At 74.6% G+C, this 12187-nt stretch carries 13 protein-coding genes; 8 read left to right on the top strand and 5 right to left on the bottom strand.

Annotated elements, in window-relative coordinates; all coding sequences use genetic code 11:
- Position 1 precedes the first annotated feature (1 nt).
- Together IE274_RS14165 and IE274_RS14160 are read left to right on the top strand one after the other, a co-directional pair.
- Entirely contained in the window at positions 2 to 1147 is a 1146-nt protein-coding gene (locus IE274_RS14165; RefSeq protein WP_190116070.1) for a GNAT family N-acetyltransferase, read from the top strand.
- Between the two features lie 110 nt (positions 1148 to 1257).
- Entirely contained in the window at positions 1258 to 2484 is a 1227-nt protein-coding gene (locus tag IE274_RS14160) for a Cmx/CmrA family chloramphenicol efflux MFS transporter (protein ID WP_229909536.1), read from the top strand.
- Between the two features lie 63 nt (positions 2485 to 2547).
- On the opposite strand, the gene IE274_RS14155 is transcribed toward IE274_RS14160, so the two are convergent.
- From IE274_RS14155 to IE274_RS14145, 3 genes are read right to left on the bottom strand one after another with little or no spacing between them, the layout of a single operon-like run.
- Positions 2548 to 3150, bottom strand: a complete 603-nt coding sequence (locus tag IE274_RS14155) for a hypothetical protein (RefSeq protein WP_229909535.1) — start codon at positions 3148 to 3150, stop codon at positions 2548 to 2550.
- Positions 3147 to 4619: an ATP-binding protein gene (locus IE274_RS14150; protein WP_229909534.1), complete on the bottom strand. Its 1473-nt coding sequence runs from the start codon at positions 4617 to 4619 to the stop codon at positions 3147 to 3149. The genes IE274_RS14155 and IE274_RS14150 overlap by 4 nt, the downstream gene beginning before the upstream one ends.
- Positions 4616 to 5305, bottom strand: coding sequence for a response regulator (locus IE274_RS14145; protein ID WP_190116068.1), 690 nt, complete (start codon positions 5303 to 5305; stop codon positions 4616 to 4618). The genes IE274_RS14150 and IE274_RS14145 overlap by 4 nt, the downstream gene beginning before the upstream one ends.
- Positions 5306 to 5440: 135 nt before the next feature.
- On the opposite strand from IE274_RS14145, the gene IE274_RS14140 reads away from it, so the two are divergent.
- Genes IE274_RS14140 through IE274_RS14125 form a run of 4 tightly spaced genes read left to right on the top strand, consistent with a single transcriptional unit; the run spans position 5441 to position 9254 of the window.
- On the top strand, positions 5441 to 6115 hold the full coding sequence (locus IE274_RS14140) for a hypothetical protein (protein ID WP_190116067.1): 675 nt from the start codon (positions 5441 to 5443) through the stop codon (positions 6113 to 6115).
- Entirely contained in the window at positions 6116 to 7177 is a 1062-nt protein-coding gene (locus IE274_RS14135; RefSeq protein ID WP_190116066.1) for a peptidoglycan-binding protein, read from the top strand.
- Entirely contained in the window at positions 7174 to 8028 is an 855-nt protein-coding gene (locus IE274_RS14130) for an ABC transporter ATP-binding protein (protein ID WP_229909533.1), read from the top strand. The genes IE274_RS14135 and IE274_RS14130 overlap by 4 nt, the downstream gene beginning before the upstream one ends.
- A complete protein-coding gene (locus IE274_RS14125; protein WP_190116065.1) occupies positions 8025 to 9254 on the top strand; it encodes an ABC transporter permease in 1230 nt (409 codons plus the stop codon). Before IE274_RS14130 ends, IE274_RS14125 begins: the two co-directional genes overlap by 4 nt.
- Before the next feature lie 135 nt (positions 9255 to 9389).
- On the opposite strand, the gene IE274_RS14120 is transcribed toward IE274_RS14125, so the two are convergent.
- Together IE274_RS14120 and IE274_RS14115 are read right to left on the bottom strand one after the other, a co-directional pair.
- Positions 9390 to 9671: a DUF4031 domain-containing protein gene (locus tag IE274_RS14120; protein ID WP_190116064.1), complete on the bottom strand. Its 282-nt coding sequence runs from the start codon at positions 9669 to 9671 to the stop codon at positions 9390 to 9392.
- Positions 9668 to 10054, bottom strand: a complete 387-nt coding sequence (locus IE274_RS14115) for a DUF8819 family protein (RefSeq protein ID WP_190116063.1) — start codon at positions 10052 to 10054, stop codon at positions 9668 to 9670. The genes IE274_RS14120 and IE274_RS14115 overlap by 4 nt, the downstream gene beginning before the upstream one ends.
- Positions 10055 to 10157: 103 nt before the next feature.
- Between IE274_RS14115 and IE274_RS14110 the strand changes: the two genes are divergently transcribed.
- Positions 10158 to 11084 carry a MurR/RpiR family transcriptional regulator gene (locus IE274_RS14110; RefSeq protein WP_190116062.1) on the top strand — a complete coding sequence of 309 codons (927 nt, stop codon included), beginning with the start codon at positions 10158 to 10160 and terminating at the stop codon, positions 11082 to 11084.
- Between the two features lie 123 nt (positions 11085 to 11207).
- Positions 11208 to 12149, top strand: coding sequence for an N-acetylmuramic acid 6-phosphate etherase (murQ, locus tag IE274_RS14105; protein ID WP_190116061.1), 942 nt, complete (start codon positions 11208 to 11210; stop codon positions 12147 to 12149).
- Positions 12150 to 12187 lie beyond the last annotated feature (38 nt).

Here is a 12187-nt window from a genome sequence, read left to right as displayed (position 1 = left end):
CATGCTTTTCAACGGCGGGGAACGTATCGAAGAGGCGACGGCACACGCGGTGGCGGCGCTGCGCGCGGTGGCGACGACGGAATACGACTGGACGGTGCCGGCGGGCGGCCTGGAGTGGAGCTGCCTGACCACGGCGGAGCACATCGCGAGCGACTTCACGGCGTACGCGGCGCAGCTCACCGGCCGCACGGCGGGCACCGGCGCGTACGTGCCGATGGACATCCGCCTGGACGAGGGCACCGACGCGGACGGCGCGGTCCGCGTCATCGAGGCGTCGGCGGGTCTGCTCGCGGCGGTCGTACGGACGACGCCGCGGGGCGTGCGCGGCTACCACCCGTACCCGTCCGGCAGCGCCGACGCGGCGGCCTTCGCGGCGATGGGCGTCGTGGAACTGCTCCTGCACACGTACGACGTGCTGCGCGCCTTCGACGTCGCCTACGAACCCCCGGCCGAGCTGTGCGAGGCCCTGCTGGCCCGGCAGTTCGCGGACGTGCCTCCGGCGCGCGACGGGGAGGACCACTGGCGGGTCCTGCTGTGGGCCACCGGCCGTGGCCCCCGCGAGGGGCACGGCCACCGGGAACGCTGGCGCTGGCACAACCCGCTCCATCTGCCCGCCGGGCCCGTCGAGTTGGTCGAGGTGGCCCCGGACGCCGCCGCGGATCTCGCCGAGGGCGGCACGGGTGGGTTCGTGTGGGCGGAGGGCGGGCCGTACCAGGGCTCGCGCGGGGCCGCCGGGCGCACCGCGAAGGGGTACGCCGCCGGGACGCACCGCCCCGAGTGGGGCATGTTCGCCGTCGTCCGCACCGAGGACCAGCTCGCGGTGGGCGCCATGGGGTTCCACGGGGTGCCCGGCGAGGACGGCTGGGCGGAGGTCGGCTACGACCTGGTCCCGGCGGCCCGCGGCAACGGCTACGCGACGGCCGCGTTGCAGGCACTGTCCACGTGGGCCCTGTCCCGGCCCGCGGCCCCCGACGCCACCGGCACCTCCGCAAGTCCCGCCGGTCCCGCCGGTCCCACCGTGAAGGGCCTGCGCGGCCTCGCCGACCCCGGCAACGCCCCGTCCCACGGCGTCCTGACCCGCTCCGGCTTCACCCGGGTCGCCGACCGGGGGGACGCCGCCACGTTCGAGCGCCCACGCGAGGCCTGACCCCACTGCCCCGGCCACCCGCACCGGCCACCCGGCATCCGCACCGAGCCCCCGCCCGAAAGGGAATTCCCCCGCCCCCGAACACGTTGGCGAAATTCGTGCCCTCTCGCATGCCCATAGCCGTCCACACCCTCGGCGTAGCCGTCTTCGCGCTCGGTACGAGTGAGTTCATGCTGTCCGGGCTGCTCCCGGCCGTCGCGGACGACATGGACGTCTCCGTGCCGCAGGCCGGTCTGCTGATCTCCGCGTTCGCCATCGGCATGGTCATCGGCGCCCCGCTGCTCGCGGCGGCGACCCTGCGCCTGCCCCGCCGGGCCACCCTCATCGCCCTCATCACGGTCTTCGGCCTCGGCCAGATCGCGGGCGCCATCGCCCCCTCGTACGCCGTCCTCTTCGCGTCCCGCGTCATCAGCGCCCTCGCCTGCGCCGGTTTCTGGGCCGTCGGCGCGTCCGTCGCCGTCGCGATGGTGCCGGTGACGCAGCGGGCGCGGGCCATCGCCGTGATGCTCGGCGGCCTGTCCCTCGCGAACGTCCTCGGCGTCCCCGCGGGCGCCTTCCTCGGCGACCACTTCGGCTGGCGCTCCGCCTTCTGGGCGGTCGCCGGTGCCTCCGCCCTGGCGCTCGTGGGCGTCGTCCTCCTCGTGCCCCGCATCGCCCCGCCCGCCGAACAGCCCGTCCTGCGCCGCGAACTCGTCATCTACCGGGACCGGCAGGTGTGGCTCGCCGTCGCCGTCGTCGCGCTCGCCGCGGGCGGGGTCTTCTGCGCGTTCAGCTATCTCGCGCCGCTGCTCACGGATGTGGCGGGGCTCGCGGAGGGCTGGGTGCCGGGGGTGCTCGCGCTGTTCGGGGTGGGGGCGTTGATCGGTACGGCGATCGGGGGGCGGGTCACGGACGGGCGGTTGTTCACCGTGCTGTTCAGCGGGATCGCCGCGTCCACCGTGTTCCTGGGCTCGCTCGCGCTGCTCTCCGCGAGCGCCGTCGCCGCTGTGCTGCTCGCCTTCCTGCTGGGGGTCTCCGCGTTCTACACCGGGCCCGCGCTGAACGCCCGCGTGTTCGAGGTGGCCGGGGCTGCGCCCACCCTGGCGGGGGCCACGGCCACGGCCTCCTTCAACCTCGGGAACACCGTGGGGCCCTGGATCGGGGGCAGCGTCATCGACGCGGGGCTCGGGTACGAGTCGGCCGCCTGGGCCGGGGCGGGGCTCACCGCGTTGGCCTTGGGGGCTGTCGGGGTGTCGGTGCGGGTGCGGGGGGCTGCCGGGGGCTCCCCCGTCCCGCCCCTTCCCGAAACCGGGGACCCTGCCCCCAGGCCCCCGCTCCTCAAACGCCGGAGGGGCTGAATCCCCCCGGATACCTCCCGCATACCTCCCTCACACCTCCCGGCCGGGAACGTACGGCTGTGCCTACTTCAGGAAGTCCGAGCACACGTACGTCCCGGGGCTGCCCTCGCCCTTCGGGCGGATCGAGACGCGGACATCATCCGTCCTGGTCGTACCGCTCCGGTCCGCCACCGCTCGCGCCCGCGCGATGCTGCACACGAGTTGGCCCGTGAGGTTCCGGTCCTGCACGGGTGAGCCGATGAGTTCCCCCGGCGGGACGTGGACGGTGACGTCGTCCCCGTCGACGGTGGCGTCGTAGCTGCCGTTCCGCCCCAGCAGGGTGGTGAGGCCGGAGTCGCGTTCCGCGTCGTCCGGGCCGCCCAGGAGGAGCTTGATGACGCCCTTGGGGTCGGTGACCTTGTACGCCGGGAGGTCGGGGCGGGAGACGCCCTCCAGGCGGCCCGCCTGGGAGACGAAGTACAGGCGCAGGCCCTTGGTCAGGCCCCCGGCGGACTCGCCGCCGTCCAGGACTCCGGTGGGGCGGACCCCGCATCCGGTGAGCAGCAGCACGAGCGTCAGGCCTGCCAGCGCGGCCCGCAGGGGCTCGGGCCGCGCGGACCTCGTCTCGGGCTGCGCGGACCTCGTCTCGGGCTGCGCGGACCTCGTCTCGGGCCGCGGGGATCTCATGAGGCCTCCTCTCGTGGGCGCCGCCACGGCACCCGCAACGTGAACACCGCCCCGCCCCCCGCCCTGTTCGCCGCCTCGATCGTGCCCCCGTGCAAGCGGGCGTTCTCCAGGGCGATGGCCGTGCCGAGGCCGCTGCCCTCGGAGCGGGTGCGGGCGGAGTCGGCCTTGTAGAAGCGGTCGAAGACGTGGGCGAGGGTCTCGGGCGGCAGGCCGGGGCCGCGGTCGGCGACCTCGATGGTCAGCCAGTCGCCGGACGGGTCGGTGGCGAGAGTGAGGGTCACGGGGGCGGCGCCGTGGCGCAGGGCGTTGCCGACGAGGTTGGCGACGATCACGTCGAGGCGGCGACGGTCGACCATGACCCGGATGCCGGGGCGCGGTTCGGTGTGCACGCGGTCGGTGAGGGCGCGCAGGGACAGCGTGGCGGAGACGGCTTCCGCGAGGTCGGTGGGGGTGAGGTTGAGGCGGGCGGCGCCCGAGTCGAAGCGGGACATCTCCATCAGGTCGTCCACGAGCCGGGAGAGCCTGGCGGTCTCCGCGCTGACCGTGCGGGCGGCGTGGGCCGTGTCGGGCGGCAGCGCCTCCGCGTCCTCGTCGAGGACGGTGGCGACCATCGTCATCGCGGCGAGCGGGGTGCGCAGTTCGTGCGAGACGTCGGCGACGAAGCGCTTCGCCCGTGCGTCCTGTTCGCGGAGTTCGGCGACGGACGCCTCCAGGGCGTCGGCGGTCTTGTTGAAGTCCCTCGCCAGGTCGGCGAGTTCGTCACGGCCCCGGACGCGTACCCGGGAGGTGAGGTCACCGGCGGCGTGGCGGCGGGTGGCGCGGCCCAGTTCGCGTACCGGACGAAGGACCGTACCGGCGGAGAGCAGCGCGAGGACCGCGGCGAGCAGCACCACCGGCACGATGCCGTCCCGCACCGCGTCCAGGACCCCTGCCGTGGCCTCGCTCTCCGCCCGCAGGGACGTGATGGCGAAGACGTCGAGGCCGGACGGCGCCGCGCCGTCGAAGGTGACGGGAGTGCCGACGACCAGGTACGGGCGGCCGTGCCGGTCGACGCGCTGGAAGCTCATGCGGTTGCGGTCGCGTACCGCCGCGCGCAGGGCGGGGGTGATCCGGGAGCGGTCGGCGGACGCGTCGGACGACACGGTGAGGGAGCGGTAGCGGGCCACGACCACGGCGTCGTCGCCGAGCCCGTCCGCGATGCCGGTCGCGAAGCGGGTGAGGGACAGCTCGTCGGCGGGGACGTCGAAGTCCGCGGCGGCCTGTTCGACGCGGTTCTTGAAGGCGGCGCGGACGGCGTCCTGCTTGCGTTCGAGGACGGCGGTACGGGACTCGCGGTACGCGAGGGCGGTCGCCGTGACCGCGCTGATGAGGGCGATGAGGACGAAGGCCACGACGAGGCGGGTGCGGAGGCCGACGAGACGTCGCAGCGCGCCCCGCACGCGCCGCTTCCCGGGACGGGCCACCCTCACACCGGCCCGAACCGGTAGCCGAAGCCCCGCACCGTCTGGATGTACCGCGGCCGCGCCGGAATGTCCTCGATCTTGGCGCGCAGCCTCCCCACCGCCGCGTCCACCAGGCGTGAGTCCCCGAGGAAGCCGTGCTCCCACACGGACTCCAGCAACTGTTCGCGGCTGAAGACGTGCGCCGGGGACGCCGACAGCTCCAGGAGCAGGCGCAGTTCGGTGGGCGGCAGCGCGATCCGCGCCCCGCGCTTGGCGACGGTGAGCCCGGCCCGGTCGATGACCAGGCCCGCGTGGTCCTCGCCCCGCGCCGCCTGGGACGGTTCGGCCCGCCGCAGCGCCGCCCTGATCCTGGCCTCCAGGACCGGCGCGGTCACCGGTTTGACCACGTAGTCGTCGGCACCCGCCTCCAGGCCCCGCACGATGTCGCTGTCGTCGCCCCGCGCGGTCAGCATGATCACGGGCACCGTCGAACCGGCGGCGCGCAGGCGGCGGCAGACCTCGAACCCGTCGATGCCGGGCAGCATCAGGTCGAGCACGGCCAGCTCGACGGCCGGGCCCGCCGGGTCGGCGAGCAGCGCAAGGGCGTCCTCGCCGGTGGCGGCCGTGGCGACGTCGTAGCCGTGCCTGCGCAGCACCAGCTCCATGCCGTCGCGCACGGACACGTCGTCCTCGATCAGCAGTACATGGGCCATGCGGCCGATTATGCGGGAGGGTTTGCCCTGTTCAGGCCTGGTGGCAGCGGCCGGGACCCCCGTTCTCGCGCATTGTTACGTGCTCATCATGCGGCCATGGACCGGCCACCATGTACGGGCCCGACGGTGGTCCGCATGACCTTCCACACCGCTTCCCGGAGCACCGCCCGCCGCCGCGTCGCCGCGGCCCTCGCCGCTCCCGTCCTCGCCCTCTGCGTCGCCTGCGGCGGCGGGGACGACGGCGTCAAGGACGAGGGGATCGCCTCCGCCCCCGACGGGCCGACCGCGGACGGAGCCTCCGGCAAGGACAAGGCCAAGGACAAGGGCAAGGACGGCGGCAGCGGCTCGTCCAAGCCCGCCGCCGAGGGCAAGAGCGCCTTCTACGACGCCCAGTTGACGTACGTCCGCTGCATGCGCACCAAGGCCGGACTCAAGGACTACCCCGACCCCAAGCTGAGCGGCTACCTGGACTGGCCGAAGATCGAGAAGCTCGTCGACCCGAACGGCAGGGGCGAGGAGTACAAGGGCGGCAAGAACGGCGTCTGCGCCGACGAACTCCGCGCCGCCATGAACCAGGAGCCCGAGCGCGACGCGCAGAAGGACTACGAGTCCATGCTCGCCCACGCCAAGTGCATGCGCGACAACGGCGTCTCCAAGTTCACCAACCCCACGATGTCCGGCGGCAACGTCATCCCCGGCGGCGACCCCAACCCCGCGAACCCGGCGCTCGACCAGGACTCGCCCGCCTACGAGCGGGCTGAGCAGGCGTGCGCGAGCAAGCTGCTCGAAGGCCTGGACGGGATGCAGTAGATGAGGCGGCGTACCGGACTTCTTGTCGGCGGTGCCGCCGCGGCCGCCGTCGCGGTGGGCGCGGGTGCCCTGGCGTACGACGGCGGCGACGCCGAGGGCGACCGGTCCGAGCGGCCGCCCGCCACCGCCACCATCACCCGGACCGACCTCGTGCTGTCCAAGACGGTCGACGGGAAGATCGACTACGCGCGGCGGCGCGCGGTGAAGTCCGCCGTCCCGGGCACCGTGACGGTCGCCGCTCGCGAGGGCGCCACGGTCACGCGCGGGCAGGCCCTCTACGAGCTGGACGACAAGCCGGTCACGCTCCTGTACGGACCGGTGCCCGCCTTCCGCGAGATGAAGGTCGGCGCGCGCGGCAGCGACGTACTGGAGTTGGAGCGCAATCTCGTCGCGCTCGGCTACGGCAGCGGCCTGTACGTCGACCCGCGCTACGACCGGGCGACGGCCGCCGCCGTCAAACGGTGGCAGCAGTCCCTCAACCGGACGCCGACCGGCAAGGTCGGCAAGGGAGCTGTCGTCTTCCAGCCCGAGCAGGTCAAGGTCGTCCGCGCGGACGCGGCCCTCGCCGACCAGGTCGGCCCCGACACCGCCGCCCTCACCGTCGCCTCCACCAAGCCCGTCGTCCGCGCCCGGCTCGACCAGACCGACGCCTCGCTCACCGCCGAGGGCACCAAGGTCGAGGTGGCCCTGCCCAGCGGCACGACCAGGCGCGGCCGGGTCACCGGCACCGTCAAGCCGGAGGGCTCCGGCGCGTCGGACGGGGCCGAGGACGGCATCACCGTCGAGGTCACCCTGGACGGCGGCGCCCCGGCGTCCGGCGAGGACGCGAAGGCCACGGCGAGCGTGAAGTTCGTCAGCGAGAGCCGCGAGGACGTCCTCACGGTCCCGGTGGAGGCGGTCGTCGCGCTGCGCGGCGCGAACGGCGGCTACGGACTCCAGCTCGTCCGGGGCGGTACCTCCCGGATGGTGCGGGTCGAGACGGGGATGACGGCCGACGGGCGCATCGAGGTCAGCGGGTCGGGGATCAGGGAGGGGTTGCAGGTGGGGGTGGCGACGGAATGACAAGCTCCGCGTCCGGACCGGCGCCCGACGCCCCGTCCGGTCCCCTGCCCGCACCCGACACCCACCCCGGCGCCCTGCCCGCGCCCGCACCCGACGCCCCGCCAGGCACCGCACCCGACGCCCCGCCCGACGCCCCGCCAGGCACCGCGCCCGGCACCGCTGCCGCCGTCGTCGAACTGCGCGACGTCACCAAGTCCTACCCCGGTGGCGTCCACGCCCTGCGCGGCGTCACCCTCACCGTCCGCGCCGGCGAACTGCTCGCCGTCGTCGGCCCGTCGGGCTCCGGCAAGTCCACGATGCTGCACGTCGTCGGCACCCTCGACGCGCCCACGGCGGGCACGGTCCGCGTGGCCGGGTACGACGTGGGGCGCCTGTCGGACGCGCGGCTGTCCGCGCTGCGCGCCCGCCACATCGGCTTCGTGTTCCAGCACTTCCACCTGGCGGCGGGCCGCGACGCCGTCGACAACGTCGCGGACGGGCTCCTGTACGCGGGCGTCCCCCGCACCCAGCGCCGCGCCCGCGCCCGCGCCGCCCTGGAGCGGGTCCGGCTCGGCCACCGCCTCGACCACCGGCCCGCCGAGCTGTCCGGCGGCGAGAAGCAGCGCGTCGCCATCGCCCGCGCGCTGGTCGGCGAGCCGGACCTGCTGCTCGCCGACGAGCCGACCGGCGCCCTGGACAGCGCGTCCGGCGAGGTCGTGATGGAGCTGCTGCACGAGCTGAACGCGGCGGGCACGACGGTCTGTGTGATCACGCACGACCAGGAGATCGCGGACTCGCTGCCGCGCCGGGTCCGCTTCCGGGACGGCGAGATCGTGTCCGACTCCCGCTGCCAGGAGGTGAGTTCGGCGTGAGGCCCCCGCGCGGGGACGGGCCCGCCCGCCGCCGACCCGCCCGCCTCAGACCCACCCCCCTCGCCCCCGGCGACATCCTCCGCCTCGGCGCCGTCGGCCTGCGCGCCCGCCGCGCCCGCGTCGTCCTGTCCGCGCTCGGCATCGCCATCGGGATCGCCACGATGGTCGCCGTGGTGGGCCTGTCCCAGTCCAGCAAGTCGGACCTGATGGCGCGGCTCGACCGGCTCGGCACGAACCTCCTCACCGTCGAGGCGGGCGAGGACCCGCAGGGCAACGAGCTGAAACTGCCCAAGTCGGCGGTGGCGATGGTCGAGCGGATCGGGCCGGTGCGGCACGCCACGGCGACGGCGAACGTCGACGCCCGGATCCGCCGCAGCGACGTCGTGCCCGAGGAGCGGACGGCGGGCGTCACCACCCAGGCGGCCCGCACCGACCTCCTGGCCGCCCTCAACGCCCGCGTGGCCAAGGGGACCTGGCTGAACAGGGCCAACGAGCGCCTGCCCGTCACCGTCCTCGGCGCGGTCGCCGCGCAGCGCCTCGGCATCACCGAGCCCGGCGGCAAGATCATGATGAACGACGAGTACGTCGTCGTGGTCGGCATCCTGGAGCCGGTGGAGCTGGTCCCCACCCTGGACCGGGTCGCGATGATCGGCTTCCCCGCCGCCGAGCGGCACTTCCGCTTCGACGGCCACCCCTCGATGATCTTCGAGCGCTCGCCGGACGGCACGGTCGAGGACGTCCGGGCCGTGCTCGCCCGCACGGTCAGCCCCGGCTCCGAGGGTTCCGTGAAGGTCTCCCGGCCCTCGGACGCGCTCGCCGCGAAGGCGGCCACCGACAAGGGCCTGACCACCCTGATGCTGGGCCTGGGCGCGGTGGCGCTCCTGGTCGGCGGGGTCGGCGTGGCCAACACCATGGTCATCTCGGTGCTCGAACGCCGTCAGGAGATCGGCCTGCGGCGCGCGCTCGGCGCCACCAGGAACGCGGTCCGGCTGCAGTTCCTCACCGAGTCCCTGCTGCTCTCGGCCCTCGGCGGCGCGGCGGGCGCGGCACTCGGGACGACGGCGACGTTCGGCTTCGCCCTCGCGCAGGGGTGGACGGCAGTGGTGCCGCCGTGGTCGGTGGCGGCGGGGTTCGGGGCGACGCTGTTCATCGGCGTGCTCGCGGGTCTGTATCCGGCGGTACGGGCTTCGCGGCTGCACCCGACGGTGGCACTGAACGCCACGTGAGGCGTCCGCGTCGGCCGCGTCCGGGGGGGGTGCGGCGGGAGGCCCGGGGGTGCGGCGGGAGGCCCGGGGGTACGGCGGGAGGCCCGGGGGTACGGCAGGGCGGCGGGAGGCCCGGGGAGTGCGGCGGGACGGCCGTCACCGCCCGGGCGCCGCCCCCGCCCCGCCCTTGCGCCGCCGCAACCCCGCCTCCGTCAGCCGCCGCACCAGCTCCTTGGACCCGATCTCGACCGCCCCCGCCCGCACGGCGTCCCCGTACCGGTGCGCGGGCAGGTCGTAGTGGTCCCGCTCGAAGGCCCGCTCCGGCACCCCGATCCGGGCGGCGAACGCGTGCAGCTCCTCGTACGACACATCGCTGACCAGGTGCGACCACAGGCGGCCGTGACCGGGCCAGACGGGCGGGTCGATGTAGAGGGTCACCGGGGCACCGACCCGAGCGAGCCGACGGCCGCGACCACCACGCCCGCCTTCCCGCACACCCAGTGCGGGTCGGGGCCCAACTCCGGCTCCACGTCGAGCGCGTGCGGGTCGCCCGAGCCGCACACCGGGCACAGCGGCCACCGTCCGTACCGCTCCAGGAGCGCGTCCTGTACGTCCTGCGCGACCAGCCCGGCAACGAAGTCGACGCCCTCCGGCCACTGCTCGACCCACCAGCGCCGCTGCGCCACCGAGTCCTCGACGAACGAGACGACGTCCGGCTCGGCCACCTCGTCCGCGACCAGGTCGGCGAGGACCAGCGCGCGGGCCGCGTGCAGCGCCCGCTCCAGTGGGCCGACGGGGACGGAGGATGCGGAGGAGTCCATACAGCCATTGTGCGCCCCGCCGCGCGCTGGACCGTCCGGGGCGGGCCCGGCCCGGGACGTCGGGGGTCTTGACCCCCACCCGCGCCGAAAATATCTTTCAGGAGTGACCCATGACGTGAAGGAAATTTTCGCGGGTGGCGCGCCCCCGGCCCCGGCCGCCCTCGCGGCCAAGGTCCGCACGCTCGCGCCGTCGATGACCCGCTCCATGCAGCGGGTCGCCGAGGCCGTCGCGGGCGATCCGGCCGGCACCGCCGCCCTCACCGTCACCGGCCTCGCCGAACTCACCGGCACCAGCGAGGCCACGGTGGTCCGCACCGCCCGCCTCCTCGGCTACCCCGGCTACCGCGACCTGCGCCTCGCCCTCGCCGGGCTCGCCGCCCAGCAGCAGTCGGGCCGCGCCCCCGCCGTCACCGCCGACATCGCCGTGGACGACCCCATCGCCGACGTGGTGGCGAAACTCGCCTACGACGAGCAGCAGACCCTCGCCGACACCGCCGCCGCGCTCGACACCGTCCAGCTCGGCGCGGCCGTCAGCGCGCTCGCCTCGGCCCGGCGCGTGGAGGTGTACGGCGTCGCCGCGTCCGGGCTCGTCGCCCAGGACCTCGTACAGAAGCTGCTGCGCATCGGGCAGGTCGCGCACGCGCACTCCGATCCGCACCTCGCCGTCACCAACGCGGTGACGCTCCGCGCGAAGGACGTGGCGATCGCGATCACCCACTCCGGGTCGACCGGGGACGTCATCGAGCCGCTGCGCGTCGCCTTCGAACACGGCGCGACCACCGTCGCGATCACGGGGCGGCCCGACGGCCTCGTGTCCCAGTACGCCGATCACATACTGACCACGTCCACTGCTCGTGAGAGCGAGCTGCGGCCCGCGGCGATGTCCTCGCGGACGAGTCAGCTGCTGGTCGTGGACTGCCTGTTCGTGGGCGTCGCCCAGCGGACCTACGAGACCGCGGCGCCCGCGCTCGCCGCGTCCTACGAAGCGTTGGCCCACCGGCACAGCCCCCGTGGGGGCACCGGCCGCTGAGCGCACCCCCGCCGTTCGCCGTACCGCCGCCGATCGGCCCTCGGCCTCGTCCGCAAGCGCCGGACGGGCCGAAATCACGCACCCGCCCCCCGTCCGCACCCTCCCCCGAAAGAGCCCCTCTCCATGACCTCCACCACCGACGGCTACGGCGAACTCCGCGCCCAGTTGGAGACCCTCACCACCGAGGCGTTCCGGCCCGAGCTCTCCGAGATCGACCGGCTGCCCACGGCGGAGATCGCGAAGATCATGAACGGCGAGGACGCCAGCGTGTCCACGGCCGTCGCCGCGCAGCTGCCGCGGATCGCCGCCGCCATCGACGCGACCGCGGAGCGCATGGCGCGCGGCGGGCGGCTGATCTACGCGGGCGCGGGCACCGCCGGGCGGCTCGGGGTGCTCGACGCGTCCGAGTGCCCGCCGACGTTCAACACCGACCCGGGTGACGTCGTCGGCCTGATCGCGGGCGGTCCGGCCGCCGTGGTCACCTCGATCGAGGGCGCCGAGGACCGCAAGGACCTGGCGGCCGCCGACCTGGACGCGCTCGGCCTCACCGCCGACGACACGGTGGTCGGCGTCTCCGCCTCCGGCCGCACGCCCTACGCCGTCGGCGCCGTCGAGCACGCCCGCGCCCTGGGCGCGCTGACCGTCGGCCTGTCCTGCAACGCGAACAGCGCGCTGGCCGCCGCGGCCGAGCACGGCATCGAGGTCGTCGTCGGGCCCGAACTCCTCACCGGTTCCACCCGGTTGAAGGCGGGCACGGCCCAGAAGCTCGTCCTCAACATGCTGTCGACGATCACGATGATCCGGCTCGGCAAGACGTACGGGAACCTGATGGTCGACGTGCGCGCCTCCAACGAGAAGCTGCGCGCCCGCTCCCGCCGCATCGTCGCCCTCGCCACGGGCGCGTCCGACGAGGAGATCGAGGCCGCGCTCGCCGCCACCGACGGCGAGGTGAAGAACGCCATCCTCACGATCCTGGGCGATGTGGACGGCCCCGCGGCGGCCCGCCTCCTCGCCGCGTCCGACGGGCACCTGCGGGCGGCGCTCGACAACTCCCGCAAGCAATAAGGCTTTCGCGGCTCGACTACGGCGTAAAACAGACCTTC

The organism is Streptomyces flavofungini (assembly GCF_014650815.1).
Taxonomy (GTDB): Bacteria; Actinomycetota; Actinomycetes; order Streptomycetales; family Streptomycetaceae; genus Streptomyces; species Streptomyces flavofungini.
This window is presented reverse-complemented; position numbering and strand designations above follow the sequence as displayed.

Coding starts and splice junctions, on each gene's coding strand:
- IE274_RS14115 (WP_190116063.1), bottom strand. CDS start 10,054: ATGGACTCCTCCGCATCCTCCGTCCCCGTCGGCCCACTGGAGCGGGCG.
- murQ (WP_190116061.1), top strand. CDS start 11,208: ATGACCTCCACCACCGACGGCTACGGCGAACTCCGCGCCCAGTTGGAG.
- IE274_RS14155 (WP_229909535.1), bottom strand. CDS start 3,150: ATGAGATCCCCGCGGCCCGAGACGAGGTCCGCGCAGCCCGAGACGAGG.
- IE274_RS14160 (WP_229909536.1), top strand. CDS start 1,258: ATGCCCATAGCCGTCCACACCCTCGGCGTAGCCGTCTTCGCGCTCGGT.
- IE274_RS14130 (WP_229909533.1), top strand. CDS start 7,174: ATGACAAGCTCCGCGTCCGGACCGGCGCCCGACGCCCCGTCCGGTCCC.
- IE274_RS14140 (WP_190116067.1), top strand. CDS start 5,441: ATGACCTTCCACACCGCTTCCCGGAGCACCGCCCGCCGCCGCGTCGCC.
- IE274_RS14165 (WP_190116070.1), top strand. CDS start 2: ATGCTTTTCAACGGCGGGGAACGTATCGAAGAGGCGACGGCACACGCG.
- IE274_RS14135 (WP_190116066.1), top strand. CDS start 6,116: ATGAGGCGGCGTACCGGACTTCTTGTCGGCGGTGCCGCCGCGGCCGCC.
- IE274_RS14145 (WP_190116068.1), bottom strand. CDS start 5,305: ATGGCCCATGTACTGCTGATCGAGGACGACGTGTCCGTGCGCGACGGC.